Origin of the sequence: Pseudomonas veronii, from assembly GCF_001439695.1 — a bacterium.
Lineage (GTDB): Bacteria > Pseudomonadota > Gammaproteobacteria > Pseudomonadales > Pseudomonadaceae > Aquipseudomonas > Aquipseudomonas veronii.
In genome coordinates, this window is record NZ_JYLL01000032.1 from 36020 (window position 1) to 56102 (window position 20083).

The window sequence follows — 20083 nt, forward strand, 5'->3', positions numbered from 1 at the left end:
AGCCCTCCCTGGCGTGGGTATGTACGTTGCACTCATGCTGCCGCTCCTCGCATCAGTTCGTCCTGGCCCAGGTCAAAGCGCCCCAGCACCTTGACCTTCGATGCACTTCCCAGCTCAGCAAACGACAGCACCGGCACATGGCTGAACTCTTCCAGCAGCAAGGTCCGCAAGGGGCTGCGCAGATCCTGGGCGACCAACATCACGCGCTTGCTTTTGGGCCGCACGGCAAACGCTTGGTTAAGCAGGTTGATCAGCGAAGCGCTGCTGTCGTTATCGAGGGCGAAGAACACCCCGGTCTGGGTCTGGCGCAGTGCCTCGCGCAGCACGTTTTCGGTCTGCGGCGACAACAGCCAGGCATGCAGGCCGTCCGCCTCGCTGTACTGGTGGAAAATCTGCGATTTAAGGGCGATGCGCGCATAGTCCGCCAAGGCGTCCGGCTCACGTTCATGCTGGCCGTACTCGATCAGCGACTCGACGATCAGGCGCACGGCACGCAACGGCACGCCTTCGCCCGCGAGGCGCTGCAGCACCGCCGAGAAGCGCGACAGCGGCATGATCCGTTGCAGCTCCTGCACCAGCTCCGGCTGGTTGTGCTCAAGCCAGCCGAGGATCGCCTTGCTCTCCTGAATCCCGAGAAACTGAGGGCCGCTGAGCATCATGGCCTGCTTCATGCGGTCGATGATCAGGCTGGTGGCGCTGAAGCGTTCCAACTGCGGGTCATCCAGCAGCGGATCGTCGGGCGGCAGCCAGAGCCAGTCCTGCTCGTCGCGCTCGGGCAACCCCGGCACCGCGTGGGCCGGCTCGGACGCCAGCGCCTTGCGCTCCACCGCGACGAGCGTGACCACCGACGCCTTGATCATCGGCACTTCGTGAACGCAAAAACGCATCTCATCGTCGGCCAGCGAGGCATCGAGTTCGACCTCGAACGGCGGCAGCGTCAGACCGATATGGGCCACCATCGCGTTGCGCGCCTGGCGGATCCCGTGGATCAGTTCCGTGACCTCTGGCGAGCCTTGCAGAACCGGGGAGAACTGCAACAGGTAGGGCCGCGACGGGTCGAACCCACGCAAATCCTCGTCGCCGTTGTCCTCGGGGCGCACCGCCTCGGTGGCTTCGGCTTCGGGCTGTTCCTCGCGTTGGCGTTGGCGCATCAGGTAATAACCGAGGGCGCCGGTCATCAGCGAAATGAGGATGAACACCACGGTCGGCATGCCAGGCAAGGCGGCGAAAGCCAGCATGCCCACCGACGCGATCATCCAGCTCTTGGGCTCGCTGGTCATCTGCCGGGCAATTTCCGCGCCCATGTTATTGGCACCCTTGCGCCCATCCGGCGCCGCACGGGTGATGATCATGCCGGCGGTCAGGGAGATCAGCAGCGCAGGGATCTGCGCAATCAGGCCGTCACCGATGGTCAGCACCGAATACAGCGCCATCGAATCGCCGGCGCTCATGCCGTGCTGGAACATGCCGGTGGAAAACCCGCCCAACAGGTTGATCACCACGATGACCAGCCCGGCAATCGCATCGCCCTTGACGAACTTCATGGCGCCGTCCATTGCGCCGAACAACTGGCTCTCGCGGCCCAGTTGTTCACGCTTGTCGCGGGCCTGGCCGCCGTCGATCAAGCCGGCGCGCAGATCGCTGTCGATGGACATCTGCTTGCCCGGCATCGCGTCGAGGCTGAAGCGCGCCGCCACTTCGGCCACCCGCTCCGAGCCCTTGGTAATCACCAGGAAGTTGACGAGCGTGAGGATCATGAAAATCACCAGCCCCACTGCCAGGTTGCCGCCCACCACGAAGTTGCCGAACGCTTCCACGATATCGCCCGCGTCCTGCTCCAACAGGATCAAGCGCGTGGTGGCAATCGACAGCGCCAGGCGAAACATGGTGGTCAGCAGCAGAATCGAAGGAAAGGAAGAGAACGCCAACGGCCCGGGCAGGTACAGCGCCAGCACGATCAACAGGCAGGAAATACAGATATTCAGCGCGATCAGAATATCCACCAGCCAGGTCGGCAACGGCACGATGAAGATGAACACAATGGCCATGACCACCACCGCGCCCAAGACTTCGGCACGCCGCGCCACCTTGAGCAACGCAGCGTTGATGGTCGCCAGCACCGTCATGCGTTCCCCCTCGACTCGCCGGCAATGCGGGGGCTGCCCCGCTCCACGCGCGCGAACTCGTCCATCACCAACAAGAATTTGTGCAGCGCCTCCTGGCGCCCCCGGTTGTCACGCCACAAGGTCTGCGGCAGGCGCTGGATCACCGGGTACAGGGCGTTGAGGGACACCAGTTGGCCGCTCGCCAGCTCGCCACCGAGGTCTTCGGCCAGGCGCAATACCTCGCCCGAATCGACACCCGTGGCGGTATACCCCAACAGGCGCTGCAACAGACTCACCGAGTCCTGATCGGTGCTCAGGCGCTGCAGCAATGCCTGGCAATTGGCTAACGCCCCGCCCAACTGAGCGCAGCTTTGCAACCCCAACAGCAGCGTGCGCAACTGCGCCGTGGGCACCGAAGGCGAGTGGGCGGCGATGTCATCGGCCAGGGCCCGGCGCATCACGTTGAGGCCGTCTGCGAAGCGGTCCCCGCCGAACAGCCCCAACAACGATTGCATCATCGAAGTCAGGGATTGGCGCGTGACCACACTGGCGTAATACAGCCCACGCACGGCCTGACGCTCTTGCGGGTCGCCGGCGGCCTGCTCCAGCACGGCGGCAATGTTCAGGCCGGCCTGGATCTCGCCCCTGTAGCGCACCTGCAACCGATCGATCGCCTCTTGCGCCAAGGCCACGTCGGCGGCGCGGGCTTCGGCTTGCGCGGCCACATACTTGAGCACCACGAACGCCCGCGCCGGGTCGCCGCCGGTCAGCGCCAGCCACTTGTCCGCGCTGACGTTGTGCGCCAGTTGCGAACGCACCCGGCGCGCCATGGACGCGATGGTCTCCTGGGCCGGATGGCCAAGCTGATCATAGAGCCGCACGAGCTGCTCGACGGCAGGCACCGCCAGGCCCATCGAGCGCCGGTTCAACGCTTGATTGTTGAGCGCGACTTCCTGATTGAAAACCTGCGCAACCTCATCGAAACCCGTCGCCACGGCCGCTGTTTTTTCAGGGCTGACGCGGGGTGGGTCCACGCGTTGGAGCGGTTGCACATCGTTGATCGATTCGACTTTCATGGGGCAGGCCAGGACAAAGAGATTGTGTCCCTATGTGGCAAACGCTGGCTTTACGGTTCCAACAAATTTCCCCTCTGCGGTGTTTTGAAATTACCGGCACAAACCCGCCTGGGCTTTTGCAAGAAACCGCACAAAACCCTCAGAACAAAAAATATTTATTTATATAAATCAACCAGTTGCGATTTTTTTCTGTTTGGCACAGCCGGTGCTAAAGGGGTTCCCATCGAAACCATTTCGATCGCGCCCACCCTGAGGAAAAAATCATGGATATCCCTATTGGTGCTTTAGCTCACTTTGTTGGCGACTCGCCTCAATTCATGCTCCACCTGACGGACGACCAGCAAAAAAAACTCCGGCGCTTCATCCACAAGCGCGTACTCAACCCGGAAGATGCGGACGATATTCTGCAGTTGACGTACCTGGAGGCCTGGCGCAGCAGGGAGCGTTTCAGCGGCCAGGCAACCCTTAGCACCTGGATGTGCGGCATTGCGCAGAACCTGATCCGCAACCACTTCCGGCGCATGTACGCCAAACCGGTGCATTGCGAATTCGATGAAGCGCTGTGGCACGGCCAGGAAGACAGCCAGAACCTGGATTGGGAGTTCGAGGTCAACCGCCGCCTGGAAAAAACCCTGGTCGCCATCAAGGACCTGCCCACCGAGATGCGCAAAACCCTGTACGCCTCGCTGGAAACCGACGGCAGCTATCAGGACACCGCCGACGCCCTGGACATCCCCATCGGCACCGTGCGTTCACGCCTGTCCCGGGCCCGCGAACACCTCAAGCGCGCCACCCGCAACCCGTTGCAACCGTAGTCCAGCCTAGCTGGCAACCGTTGGGCGAGAGGGATATCTGCCCAACCGTATCAGACCTTTTTCGTGCGCGGCAGCAAGATCGCCAGCAGCCCGAACAACGGCAAGAACGCGCATAAGCGGTACACGTACTCGATGCCGTGACTGTCCGCCAGGTGCCCCAGCAGCGCCGCCCCGATCCCGCCAAACCCGAACATCAGCCCGAAGAACACCCCGGCGATCATCCCCACATTGCCCGGCACCAACTCCTGCGCGTACACCACAATCGCCGAGAACGCCGAGGCCAGTACAAAGCCGATGATCACGCTGAGCACGCTGGTCCAGAACAGGTCCACATGGGGCATCAACAACGTGAACGGCGCCGCGCCGAGGATCGAAAACCAGATCACCGCCTTGCGCCCGATGCGGTCGCCAATCGGCCCGCCAAAGAACGTGCCCGCCGCCACCGCGCCGAGGAACAGAAACAGGTGCAACTGCGAGCTGGCCACCGACAGGTCGAACTTCTCGATCAGGTAAAACGTGAAGTAACTGGTGATGCTCGCCATGTAGAAATACTTGGAAAACACCAGCAGCCCGAGCACCACCAGCGCCGCCATCACGCGCCGTTTCGACAAGCCATGCGTCGCCGCCTGACCGGCCTTGAGCTTGAACAGGTTCAAGTGCGTGCGATACCAGCGGCTGATCGCATACAGCAGCACCAACGCAAAAACCGCGAACAGGCCGAACCAGGCCACATTGCCCTGGCCGAACGGAATGATGATCGCCGCCGCCAACAACGGGCCGAACGCCGAGCCCGCGTTGCCGCCGACCTGGAACGTCGACTGCGCCAGGCCATAGCGCCCACCCGACGCCAGCCGCGCCACGCGGGACGCCTCGGGGTGAAAAGTCGACGAACCGATCCCGATCAACGCCGCCGCCAGCAAAATCAGCGGGAAGCTGCCGACCTGGGACATCATCACAATCCCCACCAGGGTGCAGACCATCCCGCACGGCAACAGAAACGGCTGGGGATGCCGATCGGTGTAATAACCCACCCACGGCTGCAACAGCGACGCGGTGAGCTGGAACGTCAGGGTAATCAGCCCGACCTGGGTGAACGTCAGGCCATAGCTGGCCTTGAGCATCGGGTAGATCGAGGGCAGCACCGACTGGATCAAGTCATTGATCAAATGCGCCAGCGCCACCGCGCCGATGATCCGCATGACCAGCGGGCTGGTCTGCCCGGCGGCGGGGGAATTGCTAAGAGCCATAAGAGGGTTCCGTACAGCGGGGGAATGCACAGGTGCAGGTGCGACAATGTGCCACTTTTGCCCATGGCAAGGCTATCCCGTTAGGGAGCTAACGACTGTAGCGGTCACGCTTTGTAAAAGGCCAGCAGGGTGGATCGCTTTAATTTGAAGGATGTTTCCTAGACAATCCCCGGCGCCTTGTGCCTGTGGAAACCGCTGGCTAGTCTTCGATCCGTCACTGGAATCAGTGATCGGGTTTAGCAGCCCGTTTCAATAGACGCATGGTTCATGTCACCGCTTATGGTGGCTGTGCGTGGGGCGCCTTCGGGTGCGCTGGTTTTCCTATTGACCGGTCTGCTAACCCGCGTACAGCTACCACCCCTCGTTTAGCAGCGTGGGGGGTCGCTCTCTCGTTCAATAGGAGCTACACCATGACCAAAGCACTCCCCGATCCGCCTAGCGACTGCCTCGCCGTCAACGAACACCTCAGCTTCGAAGACGCCCAGCTCTACATCGCCCACCTGATCCACAGCGCCTCGGCCACCGTGCTGGACTGCGGCGACCACCTGCCCCCCCACGACCGCGCCAAGATCCACGCCGTGTGGCACCTGCTGGAAATGGCCAAGACCGTGATCGACCGCTCCATCGACTGCATGCCCCGCACGTCCTGACAGCCAACGCCGATCAAATGTGGGAGACCGGGGCGTGCCATAAAGACCTGCAAATCCCCCTGCCACCCGTCGGCCCAACCAGGGCTTTTCGTTAAACAATTGAAAGCGTAGATAAAAATTCAATAAAAACGCTTGACGCTTTGTCGTTCTCCGCGAATAATGCGCGCCACTTGGCTACATAGCTCAGTTGGTTAGAGCATAGCATTCATAATGCTGGGGTCCGGGGTTCAAGTCCCTGTGTAGCCACCAAGTACCGATTTATAGAGATCCAAGGATGTCTATAAATTACCTCAAGAAGCCCGCCTCGTGCGGGCTTTCTTGTATCTGGACGTCCAAGCTGGTCCACCTACATCCTTCACATCTTGTATGCCTCCATGTATGCTTCAATAAAAATTGAACTGGAGGCATACACGAGTGAAACGCAGCGATATTAAACGCCGTCCTCTCTCCGATACCGCACTAGTCAATCTCGCTCCCGAAGCGGGGGCCTACCGTGAGCTAGACAGCTCGGGGCTGTATTTCAGAGTAAAGCCTAACGGGCAGAAGTCGTGGGAGTTGCGCTATAAGAAGCCCGACGGCAAATGGTCGTGGCTCGGGCTTGGCGGTTACCCAGAAGTCAGCGGCGCCCTTGCTCGGCAAAAAGCTGCTGAATTGAGATCGGATGCAGCAGAAGGCAAAAATCCGATAGCCTCCAAGAAAGCTAGAAAAGCTGCGGAGATAGCAGCAACAAACGAAACCTTTGAAGTCTTGGCTCGTGAATGGCATACGTCTCGCTTGGCTGGCTGGGATGTCGGCACAGCAAAAAGAGTCCTTGGAGCCTTGGAACGCCACGTGTTCCCTCTTGTCGGAAAACGTCCTTATGTCTCCATCATGTCGATGGAATGGATGGAGCTTTTGAGAGGGCTCGAACGTCAGGGAATCCTCGAGCAGATGAGTCGCGTGAGGGCTTACTGCAAAGACATCTACGACCTGGCTCGCGTAACCGGCAGGGCGATGAACAACCCCTTAGAGGGGGTTCATAAATTTCTGTCATCGGGAAAGGCCGAGAACTACGCCCATGTCTCCCTGGAAGAACTTCCCGCACTGCTCAGAGCAATACGATCATACCCACACGCCAGGGATATCCAGCTTGGCCTCCAACTGCTTACTCTCATGGCTGTCCGCCCCAGCGAGCTTCGAGAGGCATACTGGGCTGAGTTCGACTTTGACAAACGGCTTTGGACCATCCCCGTTGAACGCAAAGGCCGTAAAAAAGGGCGTGAACACCTTGTACCACTCTGCAAGCAGGCACTAAGCGCTCTTACTGAACTAAGGAAAATCACGGGAGCGTACCCATTGCTGTTCCCTGGTCGAAGTGATCGAACCAAGCCTCGCAGCGATACCGTTTTTCTGATGGCGCTAAGGCGCCTTGGTTACGAAGGACGACAGACCGGACATGGCTTCCGTCATATTGCAAGCACCGTACTCAACGAGCACGGTTTTCCAGCGGACCACATTGAAGCCCAGCTCAGTCACAAGCCGTCAGGTGTCCGAGGGATCTATAACAAGGCTCAGTACCTGGAGCAACGTACGACAATGATGCAGTGGTACGCCGATTATCTTGACGGGCTTGAACAGGAAATATCAGAGCCGTATAAAACTACGGCCTCTTAGCTTCTTGCCCAGTGAAGAGAGTCCGCAGAGCGTCCTGATAGGCTTAGCTTGAAGTCGACCATTTAGGTTGCGGGATGCCACAGCTTGGTGAGCATTTATCCAAATTGAGCTGACTGTCAGCTTTAATACTTTCACACCGCCTACGAATTAGCGCTGTTGTTAACTCGTAATAGTAGACGGTAGCTGGAGCTGAGCATCGCAGGTAGTGCTTCAGAAACCATCTCACGTGCTTTTCTCTCCAGGACCAGGGCGTCGCGCAACCCCAACGCTCACGAATCGCCTCGTGCATCCTTTCTGCTTGCCTGATGTGCCGCTGCCGCGTGGCATGCGCACCTTTAAGCAGAGGGCTCAAAAACAACTCCATATCGAACTCGGACTTCATCGATGACCTCCGATGTAGGCACTCACAACGTCGATGCGGTTATGCCCCAACTCGTGGCTGATCTGCTGGCGTGCACACTGATCGAGTGCTCGATCCTCTCGATGACAACGACCGCCATTGATGGGCGCGGAGAAGCCGGTCAGTTGCTCATAGCGCTCACAGGCGTAAGCCGCCCGCAGCTCATGAAAACCTTTCAATCCATGCTCATGCAGAATGTCCCGTGCCGGTCGCACAACTACCTGCATAAAGTCTTTGTAGCTTTCGTCGGGCGCCAACAAATTCCGGCTGCCATTGGGTGAGTTCGCGCTGGCCCAATCCAGGGCATCGCGAACTTGATCCGTTACCGTAATCCAGCGCGGTGCCGATGCGCCTGATCGACCGCCTTTGGTGCCATCCTGGATGTTGATCTTGCCCAGTTGCCGACCCTCACGTTGCAGTCGGGGCAGATCGGCCAGGATCGCTTCGCGCAGGCGCATACCAGTCTCACGGGCGAGGAGCACAATGGCACTCACCCTCGATTGCTGACGATCTGACAGAGTCCGCGCGATCAACTCGACCTGCGCACGGTCTTGGCCTTGCGGAGCCTCACTACGCACGCTTGAGCGCTGCAAGCCAAGCGCCTTACTCGGACTCGGGATTTTGACGTACTGATCACCGCGCAGCGCGGCCATCGTTCGGTTCACGCTGGACAGTCGGTTCTGCGCGGTGGCAATGCCGACGTTGCCCTGATCAACCTGCTCCCGCACGTGGACGGCGTACCGCATGAGGATCTCGCGGTCTATCTGGCGCGCGTCGTTGACCCTCGGCCCTTCATCGGATCGACACCAATGCACGAACGCCTGCCAGCGATCACTATGGGCTTTGACGGTAGCAAAATGGCCGTCGCCAAACAGGTCTTTCAGTGCTTGCGGTCCAGCATAGCTAAGCTGGCGACCGAAGCCGAAATTGCGCCCCGCTCGCTTACCGACCCGAGCCATTTTTCTGTTCCTGATCGACTGCCGCGAGATCATGCAAAAGGGCTCGCCAGTGCGCACTTACAATCGCGAACTGAGCCCAATCAGTCGGGCGAAAACACAGCGTGTTGTCAGTGACGTAGAGATGCACGCCCTGCTCTTTCAACAACTGAATGATGGCTGTCGTCGAGGTGATAGTTTTACGGGTGGTGGCGACACCGGCGACAGCGGCGACATCCCTTGCCCTGCTTGGCTTTGAGCGTGGCGACAAAGTGGCGACAGTAGCGGCGACAAATTGCGCTTTCGGCTCCTTTTCGCGCTGAGCCAGATGGTTGCGCAGCGCTTCATCAAGATTGAACATGGCGCACCTCGAAGGTGTGGCCGTCGGTGATGAGCCACTGATGATCAATCAACTCGACCAGCAGCTTGGCGGCATGACGACTGCTCTTGCGGGCAAAGCGGGGACCGTTGCGATTCAATTCACGAATACTGAAACGCTTCCAATCTTTGACCTGTAGCCATCGCAGCAGCCGGTCTGCCTCCTCTTTTACTCGACACACTGGCTCCTGCTCAGTCAGGCGCTGGATCTCGGTGAGGTAGTAGCCGACTAAAGCGGAGGCACGCTGGATATGGTCGACCTCCACGGCGCTGCTCTCCTCCACAACTGCAAGAATGCCGGCGACGCGCAGCAGGTTATCGGCGGCCTTTGATCCGCTGGGCCGTACGCTGGCCAGCTCGCCAAACTCCCCCAGCTGAGCTTCGATAGCATCATGCAAATCAATCCAGCGACGGCGGGCCAACGGACTGAGGGTCAGCGGTGACAGCTGCAGAGCACCGTCAGCGGAAAGTGACCAAGGCTTATGAAACAGGGCCGAAAGGCGGTGGTGATATCGCTTTAGGACGGCGTCTTTCGACAAGTCGACAGCCTGATAGCTACGTTGTCCAGCCAGGCTGGTGGGCCAGGTCATCAGGCAGCGTCCGAGGATGCCTTGCCCCTGGAGCAACGGATCACTTAGTAACTGTATGGCCAAGTACGGTTGCAACATCAGGTGCAGGCTCACGCGTCGGTCATAGGCTCGCAGGCTTTCACCTGCCATGGAGCGCGCGCGATCTATCGGACTGCCATCCCAGAGTGACGACAAGGTTGTTACCGCTTTCAAGCGGTTATCCCGACTCATGGTGCTGCTACCGAGGAATTGTCCACCCTCATCACAGAACAGCCCCATGCTAGGCAGGTCATGACAAAGCCCCTTCACTAGGGCCTCGATAGTCGGGTCCGTGGTGATCAGCCGAGGGGCTGAGGGCTCCGCTTCGAGTGACATTCCGTTCGCGGACTCAGGATCGGCAGGCTTGATACGCTGCGCCTGTCGCTGTGCGGCACGGTACCGGGTAAGTTGTTCGCGATAGCGCTGCCACTGCTCACGCTCCCATTGCCGTGCTGGCAGCAATGCACATCGATCTGCCGCCGTTTTACGATCCCCTGACGCGGCCACCGTGATCAGGTACAGCGACAGCGGATAACTGCGCCCGTCGAGCTGTAAGCCCGCATGACCTTGAGTGGCCAGAGCCGAGGCAGCCAACATCGATTGTGCGGCCAGTGCTTGGGGCACGCCGATGACCTCGGCCATGCGCTCTACCGCAGGCCCAAGAATTCCACCCAGTGCCTGCACCGGATAAGCCTGGGCGACGGGATTCGACTCAATCAGCGGTCGAGGTCGTCGTGGTTGTTCAAGCTTCGGATCTAACTGCTGCATGGGCCCTCTCCTCGTTCATTGCTGGTTGCCCTCACGTAGTCCCGCCACGGATGTTGAGTGTTATCAGGGATCAAGGCCCCTGCGGCCTGTGAGGTGTTCACTGACGCGGAACGCACGGCTCCTTACGACCGGGAGCGAGGGCATAAACCCATGAATCTGGCCTCCTTAGACGCATCCGAAGATGCGGGCGGGTGGAGGCTGTGCCGACTGACGAGTTCGGCACCTAGAGATCCTGGGTGAGAGAAGGCAACAACATCGACATCTGGCGCATGCCTGACTGTCAGTCAGGTGCAGCCTTTCCATAGGTTGCGGCACCAGTGGCTGTGTCGTTGTGGATGGCGACGAATCGGATTTGTCAGGCCGATTGTCACGAGGAGAGTTGCGGCAATGCCTTGTACGACGTGGCTTGCAGCAGTGGTACGAGCGCCCGTCTCTTTCCAGGAGAAAGAGACGGGCGCAGTCTGGCGCAGCGAGGTGTGCAGAGAGGTGAGGTTGCTGCAGCGCAGCGAGGTAGGTCCATCGTCTGCCGCAGTGGACAGATCAGTCGAGTAGGCATCCATCACTCTTGGGGAGTGACCGTGCGAACCGCCGGACGCTAATCGCACTTGGGGAAGAACCATCACGCAAGTGGCGTAGCCTTGAAGGTTCTGGCTACCTGGGCAGGTGCTGTCAACGACAGCGATCCATGCGCCAATTTTTATACCCACTCGAAAAGACGGTCAAGCGTCACGGCCAAAGCGTGCAAAAAGTGGCGACTGTCGCCACTTTTGTCGCCACGCTGCAGGGCATGTCCGACGTGGGTTGTCGCCGGTGTCGCCGGTGTCGCCACTGCTCTAGCCATGACCACGGCAAGATCCGTTCTTACAATGTGGCGGCACTCGAAAAGTGATTACTGATGGGTAACGAAGGCTTGATGCTTATTGAAATTCAAAATGAGATTGTGGAACGAAGTGGCTCGAAAAAAACGGCTGAACCCTCCAACCGGCGCGATCAAAGATCGCTGGATCGGAGGGTTTGGCGGGAAAAGCAAAATCTCAAACGTCAAATACAGCCTCAAGCATCAAGCTAGTTGATTGGGAAGTGGCGGCTTCACGCCCCATGACCAGCGGCTGCTGCAAGCATGCAGTATCAATAAGATATACATCCGAATGAGGCTGCCAGCCAATCGACTATTTTTCTTCAATTCAGTTAAGCTCGGTACCGTAGTTTTTTTCGACGATGCACTTCAACAGGAGAGTCAATGCACAAGGTTTTGCTTGCCGTCAGAGCCATCCAGAAAGGTGATGTGTTCGGCTATTACAGCCATCAACTCACCCTTCCCTTCGCACCGTTCCCAGGCCTTCGTTTTGAGCAAGGAACCAGTTGCACGTTGTGGAAAACGATGACTGGCTCGGAGCTTGCTCCATCTGTTGAGCAGGTCATCTACGACTTGGATGAGGAACAATTCGTCTGCCTATTTGATGTGGACATCCCATTGAAGGCATCTTTTTGGACTGATGATGTAGGTCTGAAGCCCGGATCTGTCAGCGCTATCGGCGAATACTTCCGTAACATGCCCATTCATAGGTAGCTAAGAGCCCAGTACGCCAGCCTTTTCATAAGGAATTATTACGATGAGCGAAACCATGACTGCCGACGAACTCAATCTACTTCTGGACAACATTCGCCTAGAGATTGGTTACCAAGGGGAGGTTACGACCCTCACCTTGAAGCCGCGTCAGGCAGAAGAAATTGATGCTATCAAGAACGGCCTTTACGTTGAGGGGCGTACCTTTCAGTTCAACTCAGCGACCAACAAGCTCACTGTTGACTCGACGAATTGCCCCGTCCACGAGTGATATGTACTAAGGCTGACCCACCGAGCTTTTTCACACATACGCAAGGATGCGAGCAATGCCCGTGCTCAAGAAAAGTCTTTCGAAAAGCCTCATAGCCGTAATCGCCTCAGTTGGTGGCGCCTGCCTTGAAGCCACTACCGACATAATCAAGAAAAACCTCGAGCCCGCGTTGATCAGCGTACGAAACAGCTTTGAGGATCGACTCTCGCCCCTTCCAGAACACGCGTTGATCGGACTAAGTTTGGACTTCTACATGCCTTCGACCCTGGGCAGTGAAACCAGCGCTGAAGGCGTCTCAGCGTCCATCCCAGGAAGAAGCTGTCGCAAGTCTGGTGGACATGACATCGTTCGCGTATTTGACGAGTCAGCAAACGCTCATCGCACGAACGCCGTAATGATCATTCATTGCAGTCCCTCGGGGCGTGTTTCGGTAAGCCTTGCTCCACAAAACGGCCAGATCGTTCCAATTTATGAAGGCCACTTCAAAGACGGTGAGAAAGCTGGCTTCCCGGGAGTACCCGGCAGTTATTACGCCGGCGTTCTGACAATACATCGCCTTGACGCAGTAGAGCCAAAGGGTCCTTGGGTACCGGCCAATAAATGTCAGGTAGACAACAGCTGTAACCCTGAAGATTTTTCGATCAACTAAGGCCCTGTGTACCCGCTACTACCCTAGCCATGCCTAGGCTATCGGAGACCAACTTGTCAGAAACCTCTCTCACTTTCAAATGCCTAGGCCACACCATGCGTGAGGACGGCTTGATTGGGCGCTACCACCTAAAGGTGACCGATATCAGGAGTGGCAGTACCGCGACAATCTCTGTGGAGCCCAGGCACCTTGCCTCCGCCCGAAGCATGAAAAGGATCCTTCTAGCTCGGTGCATGTTCTACAGGGCAACACGCGCATCGCACGACAATATGCTACTCGACATTCTTGATCCGCAATCTGGAGGAACTCAAGATTAGCCTGGCCTGTCTGGCTTTTCGAGCATCATCAGTTTTCTTTTCGCAAGTTCCATCACCGAATCAAAGAACCTATATGGTGTCTAGCCAGAATGACCATGGAACTGAACAGAGCGTTGAGTGTTCGGCAGATGACATCAGTGCGTATATAAAGATGCGAGTTGCAGTAGTCAGCGTCCTGGCTTTATGGCCGCCCAATGTTATCCAGGAGGCCCTAATTAAGCTTCTCCTGTGGGACGAGCAAATTTCTTTAGGAAATAGAAAAACACTTGCAAGGGCTAGGCGAGTCGGTGGAAATCTTCATGTCCGTCAACCCTGACGAATACGATGACGTCAGCTGGAGCACGTTTTGGCCTGCGCCCCAACACTTGCAATCATGTGATAAAGCTATTGCGAAGCAGCGCAATCGCTGCGCCTACTGCTGGCGCCTGCAAGCGGTTTCTGTGGGAAAATCATTCCCCCTCACGCTACCATCGCTCACAAACGAACAAGGCTGTTTATGAGTGTTGGCGCTCTGGAGAATTATGCACATTTCCAAAATGACTTTGGTCAACTACCGAAACTTCAGCAATACAACGCTGAAGTTTCAGCGGGGCGTCAACACCATCATCGGCGAGAATGGCGCAGGTAAGTCCAATATCCTACGCGCAATCCGTCTACTACTGGATGACACCATGGTGCGTGCCGCCTATCGACTGGAGGAATCGGACTTCTGCCGATCGCTCGGCGAATGGCGAGGCCACTGGATCATCATCAGTGTTGAGTTCGAAGAGATCAGCGCTGACGAAGCCGTGCAGGCGCTATTCCTTCATGGCACGGCTGCGCTCGAAGGCGGACCGCTGGCGAAGGCCACCTATAACCTCATCTTCCGTCCGAAAAAGGAGATCCGGCTCAAGCTGGCTGCTCTCGATGTTTTTGATGATGAAGAGCTTACGAGAATACGTAATGCCATCACGATTGACGACTACGAAACTGTGTTCACAGGAAGAAGCGGTGCCGATTTCAGTGACCCCTCCGTCTACCAATCGATCGTGGGCGATTTCGATACGTGTATTTTCAGTGCCGAGACTGAATTTCCTGAGATAGGGGCTAAAGTCCCCGGATTTCTCTCGGTTACGAAAGAAGTGTCACTGACCTTCATCCAGGCCCTTCGGGATGTCGTGGCCGAGTTTCACAACAACCGAACGAACCCGTTGTTTACGCTTCTTAAAAGCAAGAGCGGCGAGATCGATCCAGTGTCGATGCTTCCCATAACCGAGATGGTCAGGAACCTGAATGCCTCTATCGAAGGCCTCGAAGACGTGCAGTCGGTTCGTAACCACATTCGGGAAACCATCAAGGATGCGGCCGGAGAAACCTATTCGCCTGCTTCGCTTTCGATCAAATCTGACCTACCAGACGAAGCAGAAAAATTATTTCAGTCGCTGCGCCTCTTCGTCGGCGAGACCGATGACGGGTATGAGGGTGGTATCCATGAGCTGAGCTTGGGCGGAGCGAACCTTATCTACCTGACGCTGAAACTCCTTGAGTTCAAGTATCAGCGCGAGAAGCTTGCCATTGCCAATTTTCTGCTAATAGAGGAGCCCGAAGCGCACATCCACACCCACATCCAGAAAACTCTGTTCGACCGTATTTCCTACAGCGATGCCCAGATCATCTACACGACGCATTCGGCCCACATCTCCGAAGTGAGCAATGTGAGTAACGTCAACATTCTGGGACGGCAAGGCTCATATTGCGAGGCTTATCAACCCGCTACGGGGCTCGAGCCATCAGAGGTGAGAAGCATCCAGAGATATCTGGATGCCGTTCGTAGCAATTTGCTGTTCGCTAAAAGCGTGCTGCTCGTTGAAGGCGATGCGGAGGAGATACTGATCCCAGTCTTGGTGAAGAAGCTGCTAGGGCTGAGCGTTGATGAGTTGGGTATTAGCGTCATCAACATACGCAGCACGGGGTTCAAAAACGTCGCGGTCCTTTTTCACGACCTCCGAATCCGCAAGCGCTGTGCGATAGTCACTGACCTTGATACCACCTTCTTTGATGTGACGCCGCAGCCAACTGACCTTGAATTTCTGGCAAGCAAGAAGCGCAAGGCGATAGGTTCCCAAAAAGCTGGCGCCGAACGCAAGGTTGGCCTCGATGCCTTTGTCGCTGGAAACCCTTGGATCTCGGTCTACTATGCACCACACACCTTTGAAGTTGACCTCGTGTCAGCGGGCAACGAGGAAGCGTTTGTTCGAGCAGTGAGTAAGATCTATAAAGCGCCGCACACTATCAATGAAGCGGTGGAGGCCCTTCGATCAGGTCAGCCTCATCTGGTAGGTTTTCGTGCACTGTTGATGGCTGAGCATGAAGGGAAAGGCTGGTTTGCAATCATGCTCGCCGAAGAACTGGACCATCAGGTAGCGATCCCTCCCTACATCCTGCAGGCCATTCACTTCGCACATGGGCACATATCCCCTCTGCTGCTCACCAGAATCCTACACTATCGAGTTGCCCGCCAAATCCATGCCGATCCCTCAGGGCAACCACGACTAGCACTCCTCGGGGGGCAGGTTGAGCGCTTCCAACGCGGCGAAATCGATCTGATGTTCCTAAAAGCTGCGGTCGCCCTTGCGTTACCAGGCGATGCCATTAATTCGTTCATGGCGGGCATTGCCTAATGTTTGCCTGGGATCCCCGTGAATTGAACGCGGAGCAGTCAGCCGCAGTGGAAGAACCTTCGAGCGTATTCCTCATCGCATGTCCTGGTAGCGGAAAAACTCGGACTTTGACCTATAAGATCGCTTATGAGCTTTCGCGGAGCATGGACAAGCGGATTGTCGTGGCGATTACTTATACGCACCGCGCTGCAGATGAAATCCAGGAGCGCATAGAAGATCTCGGCGTTGACACGTCAAAGCTGTGGATCGGGACCATTCACTCATTTTGCCTCGAGTGGATCATTAAGCCATATGGCATCTACCTTCCAGAACTTTCCCGCGGCTATCGAGTTTTAGACAAGCACGACCGCGAACTCATGCTTGATCGGCTATGCGCGCCCTACGCAAAGATCACCCACTGGGATTGCGATTACTACTTCAGCGAAACGGGCTATCACCTAGGCTGCAAAGATGTTTGGAAGCATGAGACACTCCATAAAATTCTTGGCGAGTATTTTCGCGAACTCACGGACGCGCGTCAGATCGATTTCGAGCTGATCCTTTGGTATGCGCAGATACTAATGCGCGATCAAAAGCAAATTGCATCGATTCTCGCTTCGGTCTTCTCATATGTTCTGGTAGACGAGTATCAGGACACGAAGCAAATTCAGTATGGTCTTCTTACTGCTATTTTGCGTGCCGGAGCAGGGCGAACGAAGACCTTCATCGTCGGCGATCCGAACCAAGCTATCTACGGCTCGCTCGGTGGCTACGCAATTCCGGTGGCTGATTTTCGTGCTAAAGCTGGCATCCCGATAAGAGAAATGGCACTTACCCGAAATTACCGTTCGAGCAAGAGGATCATTTCCCATTTCTTGAATTTCAACGTTTATCCGACATCAATCGAGAGCGCAGGATCGAATGCGTCGTTTCCGAGCAAGGTTTCGTACAACCAGCACGTAACACTCCCCGATTTGCATGACGAGCTAGTACGACTGATCCAGGCAAGCCTCGCTGCAGGGTATCCACCTGAGGAGATCTGCGTGCTAGCCCCATGGTGGATTTTATTGGCATCGACGACGCGTCAATTAGTACGGATGCTTCCGGATCAACAGTTTGACGGCCCTGGTTTAGTCCCCTTTAGCAACGATATAGACAATTTCTGGTTCAAAGTTTCGAAAATCATCCTGACTGAGTCATCGCCGAAGATGCTTGTTCGCCGCATGCGATGGGCAAGAGATGTGATCAGCGACTTGGTTGATCTTGGCGTTGATACATCGCGTCTGACGCAGCGGCTCCTGTTGAGGGAATGCAACGCAATTTCAATCTCCGAGATGGATGGGATTGCCTACCTTGACCAAGCCTTCACCGCACTGCTTGAACGACTCGGTGTAGCCTTGAATAGTTTCCCCGCATTGGTGGAGCATCGCGATGCGTTCTTTCGCAGCTCACAATCTCGGATCGACAGGCTCCAAAAGGACGGAGCCCCGTACATCAACGACATCTCTTTCTTCAGGAAGGTATTTCGCGAGCGGACAGGTATCACCGTTTCGACGATCCACGGTGTAAAAGGTGCCGAGTACGATGTGGTCATCGCGTTCGGCCTTCTTGAGGGGATGGTGCCTCATTTCACTGAGGCAGCAAGCTTGGATTCCGCTAACAAACTGCTCTACGTCGTAGGTTCCCGTGCCCGCAAACATCTACACCTGATTTCTGAGAGCGGACGTCCCCAAGGTCGCTATGGGAACTATGCGGCTACAGAGGCCCTATTCGCATGTGCCTTTGACTACGACGCAGCCGAGTAGCATCCCGCCTGATTTTTGCCATCTGAAGTACGCCTCGTCCGTGCACATTGTTGGTCGCGGTAGGGACGGCAGTTACCTGCCGCCCCCCGCACAGATCCGTACATGCGGAACTACCGCATACGGCTCCTGCCTCGGGTAGGTTCCTTCCTCGTTTCTGAATCAACGGGTCATTCAGTTCTAAACCAACGCAGACGCCTTTACAGCGCAAAGCATGAAGGCCGGCAGCGTAGTAATTCAATCGCTTTCAGCGTTGATATGCATCGGGCGGGGGGAGGGGCTCGGGAGGGGGCGACATTGCAGGGACTTCTTTCCCTACGCGGCGAGCCATTATTAGGCCATCCCCGTGTAGAATGAGCCGAAACAGCCATTCGTGCAAATCGTTGATGTGCTCGGGGCCGACAACCTTCCATGATGGAATGCGAGATGCAGCAAGCAAATTTTCAGGTTGACTCCCGACTGGCAACGTTGCTCAGCCAAGATTACTCGACGACAGAAAAAGCTCTTAAAGAGTTGGTTGATAACGCATGGGATGCGGATGCAGAAGAGGTGGTTATCGAACTACCTGAGCCATTGACCAATGGCCCTATTGTTATACGCGACGATGGTAACGGGATGACTCGCCGGGAGCTTGAGTCTCATTATTTGAAAATTGCATCTGATCGACGGATGCGGACTAATGGACGTACCTCAAAAAAACGGCGTCCGATCAAAGGCAAGAAAGGGATCGGAAAATTTGCTGGGTTGATGTCCGCTTCGGTGATGCGTCTCACCACAATGGCCCGTGGCCAACAGATTTCGTTCACGCTTGGTATTGAGGACCTTGAGTCGGCGTCCGATATTGAGCACTTGACGCTACCACTTGAGGTGAGCGAATGCAGCTTCGAAGATCATGGAACCTGCGTGACACTGACGCATCTTCGTCAAGGGCTACGTTACCCAAGTGCTGATCGACTACGCCAAGAACTGATCATGGAGTACGGTCGGCAGAAGGACTTCAAAATTATCATCAATGGTAAACCGCTGGGCATTGATGATCTTGAAGGCGAATTCACTGAGGTGCAAGGTACGTTTCCTGATGCGGGGGATGCAACTCTTCGTTTTGCCATTAGCAAAAAGAAAAGTGGTCTGAGACGCCCCGGCATTACTTTGATGGTGGAAGGAAAGGCAGTCGGTAAGCCTAGTTATTTTGGCTTGGAGAACAGTGATGAGATTCCTGCTCGTCTGCTGAGAAAGCTGTATGGCGAGGTCGAAGCTGACGGGCTGATGGACTATGTAACTGCCGGTTGGGACTCGGTAATCGAAAACAGCGAGGCTTACCTACAGATCGTCACCTTCGTGCAGGCAAATTTGGTTGAGGCTTTCCGCTCTACACACGGTATGGAAATGCGGATGGCGCATGCTCGCTTGCAAAAAGCGGTCGCCGGCCGATTGGAAAAACTGCCCCAGCACAAGCGCGAGTTTGCAGATCGAGCAATCAAGAAGGTTTTGAAAAAGTATTACGACGAACCTGCCCACAAGGTACAGGCTCTCGCATTTGTCGTTCTTGAGGCCGTAGAACGTACCGAATACCGCTCTATCATCGAGCATCTCGCTGAAGCAAATCGCGGCGATATCGTTAACCTTGCTGATGCGCTGGAGAGCTTTGGCCTTGCCGACATGGCCGTTCTGGTCGACCAAGCTAAAGCCAGACTGCAGTTCTTGGATGACTTGGAGCGCCTAGTCCGAAATGAAGGCTGCCTTGAGTCAACGGTACACAAAGCTATAGAAGTAAATCTTTGGATTTTGGGTGCTGCATTCACGATCTTTAGTTCCAATATCACTTTGAAACGGCAGATTGAGGAGCTGCTGAAACAGAAGTACTCCGGAGCGCTAGGCACGACCCGTCCAGACTTGCTGTTGAATGAAAGCCTGCTGGGGGAGTTCTTACTGATCGAGTTTAAGCGTCCCTCGCATCCTTTGAGCTTTGCGGATTACCAGCAAGCAACTCGGTATCGGCATGAGCTTACCGGGTATAGCGCTAAGCCAATAAAAATTCTAGTAATAGGAGGGCGGATTGATGGCTTCCCGACCCGAGAGCTTGAGCCTGGAGTCAGCTGCCTATTGTTTACAGATATTATTTCCACAGCACGCCGACAAATTGAATGGCAGCTTCAACGTGCACCGGGTTTTCCTGGCGCACTGCTGATGTAGGCCGTATTTT

General features: G+C 56.2%; 16 protein-coding genes, 1 tRNA gene and 1 pseudogene. 11 read left to right on the forward strand and 7 right to left on the reverse strand.

Annotated elements, in window-relative coordinates; genetic code table 11:
- Nucleotides 1-32 precede the first annotated feature (32 nt).
- Together sctV and TU80_RS26270 are read right to left on the reverse strand one after the other, a co-directional pair.
- Nucleotides 33-2126, reverse strand: a complete 2094-nt coding sequence (gene sctV / locus TU80_RS26265) for a type III secretion system export apparatus subunit SctV (RefSeq protein ID WP_017844429.1) — start codon at nucleotides 2124-2126, stop codon at nucleotides 33-35.
- Nucleotides 2123-2986: a TyeA family type III secretion system gatekeeper subunit gene (locus tag TU80_RS26270; RefSeq protein ID WP_231589991.1), complete on the reverse strand. Its 864-nt coding sequence runs from the start codon at nucleotides 2984-2986 to the stop codon at nucleotides 2123-2125. Before TU80_RS26270 ends, sctV begins: the two co-directional genes overlap by 4 nt.
- On the opposite strand from TU80_RS26270, the gene TU80_RS33560 reads away from it, so the two are divergent.
- Both TU80_RS33560 and TU80_RS26275 read left to right on the forward strand, forming a co-directional pair.
- Nucleotides 2960-3469 (forward strand): hypothetical protein, encoded by a 510-nt coding sequence (locus TU80_RS33560; RefSeq protein WP_234427156.1) that lies wholly within the window; start codon nucleotides 2960-2962, stop codon nucleotides 3467-3469. The genes TU80_RS26270 and TU80_RS33560 overlap by 27 nt on opposite strands.
- Nucleotides 3445-3996: an RNA polymerase sigma factor gene (locus TU80_RS26275; RefSeq protein ID WP_026139726.1), complete on the forward strand. Its 552-nt coding sequence runs from the start codon at nucleotides 3445-3447 to the stop codon at nucleotides 3994-3996. Before TU80_RS33560 ends, TU80_RS26275 begins: the two co-directional genes overlap by 25 nt.
- Before the next feature lie 50 nt (nucleotides 3997-4046).
- Here the strand turns inward: TU80_RS26275 and TU80_RS26280 are convergent, their stop codons facing one another.
- A complete protein-coding gene (locus TU80_RS26280; RefSeq protein WP_046384781.1) occupies nucleotides 4047-5243 on the reverse strand; it encodes an MFS transporter in 1197 nt (398 codons plus the stop codon).
- A gap of 410 nt (nucleotides 5244-5653) precedes the next feature.
- Here TU80_RS26280 and TU80_RS26285 point away from each other — a divergent pair, with 410 nt between their 5' ends.
- The 3 genes from TU80_RS26285 to TU80_RS26295 all read left to right on the forward strand — a co-directional run bounded on the left by TU80_RS26285 (nucleotide 5654) and on the right by TU80_RS26295 (nucleotide 7546).
- Nucleotides 5654-5893, forward strand: coding sequence for a hypothetical protein (locus TU80_RS26285; RefSeq protein ID WP_057005750.1), 240 nt, complete (start codon nucleotides 5654-5656; stop codon nucleotides 5891-5893).
- Between the two features lie 172 nt (nucleotides 5894-6065).
- A tRNA-Met gene (locus TU80_RS26290) sits at nucleotides 6066-6142 on the forward strand.
- A gap of 165 nt (nucleotides 6143-6307) precedes the next feature.
- Nucleotides 6308-7546 (forward strand): tyrosine-type recombinase/integrase, encoded by a 1239-nt coding sequence (locus TU80_RS26295; protein ID WP_032903968.1) that lies wholly within the window; start codon nucleotides 6308-6310, stop codon nucleotides 7544-7546.
- A gap of 136 nt (nucleotides 7547-7682) precedes the next feature.
- On the opposite strand, the pseudogene TU80_RS33565 reads toward TU80_RS26295, so the two are convergent.
- The 4 genes and pseudogenes from TU80_RS33565 to TU80_RS26310 form a co-directional block, all read right to left on the reverse strand.
- Nucleotides 7683-7928, reverse strand: a pseudogene (locus tag TU80_RS33565) (hypothetical protein); the annotation flags it as partial.
- Nucleotides 7925-8905 (reverse strand): integrase domain-containing protein, encoded by a 981-nt coding sequence (locus TU80_RS26300; protein WP_033896929.1) that lies wholly within the window; start codon nucleotides 8903-8905, stop codon nucleotides 7925-7927. The pseudogene TU80_RS33565 and the gene TU80_RS26300, both read right to left, overlap by 4 nt.
- Entirely contained in the window at nucleotides 8889-9242 is a 354-nt protein-coding gene (locus tag TU80_RS26305; protein ID WP_033896927.1) for a hypothetical protein, read from the reverse strand. Before TU80_RS26305 ends, TU80_RS26300 begins: the two co-directional genes overlap by 17 nt.
- The gene (locus tag TU80_RS26310) at nucleotides 9229-10635 is read right to left on the reverse strand and encodes a YfjI family protein (RefSeq protein ID WP_032902229.1); all 1407 of its coding nucleotides are present in this window, start codon (nucleotides 10633-10635) and stop codon (nucleotides 9229-9231) included. The genes TU80_RS26305 and TU80_RS26310 overlap by 14 nt, the downstream gene beginning before the upstream one ends.
- A gap of 1240 nt (nucleotides 10636-11875) precedes the next feature.
- On the opposite strand from TU80_RS26310, the gene TU80_RS26315 reads away from it, so the two are divergent.
- From TU80_RS26315 to TU80_RS26340, 6 genes are all read left to right on the forward strand, one after another.
- Nucleotides 11876-12205 carry a hypothetical protein gene (locus TU80_RS26315; protein WP_032902228.1) on the forward strand — a complete coding sequence of 110 codons (330 nt, stop codon included), beginning with the start codon at nucleotides 11876-11878 and terminating at the stop codon, nucleotides 12203-12205.
- Nucleotides 12206-12248: 43 nt separating this feature from the next.
- Nucleotides 12249-12473, forward strand: coding sequence for a hypothetical protein (locus TU80_RS26320; protein WP_032902227.1), 225 nt, complete (start codon nucleotides 12249-12251; stop codon nucleotides 12471-12473).
- A gap of 55 nt (nucleotides 12474-12528) precedes the next feature.
- Nucleotides 12529-13122, forward strand: a complete 594-nt coding sequence (locus TU80_RS26325) for a hypothetical protein (protein WP_198717101.1) — start codon at nucleotides 12529-12531, stop codon at nucleotides 13120-13122.
- A gap of 838 nt (nucleotides 13123-13960) precedes the next feature.
- On the forward strand, nucleotides 13961-16099 hold the full coding sequence (locus TU80_RS26330; protein ID WP_032902226.1) for an ATP-dependent nuclease: 2139 nt from the start codon (nucleotides 13961-13963) through the stop codon (nucleotides 16097-16099).
- Complete coding sequence (locus tag TU80_RS26335) at nucleotides 16099-17883, forward strand: UvrD-helicase domain-containing protein (protein WP_032902225.1); 1785 nt, start codon at nucleotides 16099-16101, stop codon at nucleotides 17881-17883. Before TU80_RS26330 ends, TU80_RS26335 begins: the two co-directional genes overlap by 1 nt.
- A 423-nt stretch (nucleotides 17884-18306) precedes the next feature.
- Entirely contained in the window at nucleotides 18307-20073 is a 1767-nt protein-coding gene (locus TU80_RS26340) for an ATP-binding protein (protein ID WP_032902224.1), read from the forward strand.
- Nucleotides 20074-20083: the final 10 nt, after the last annotated feature.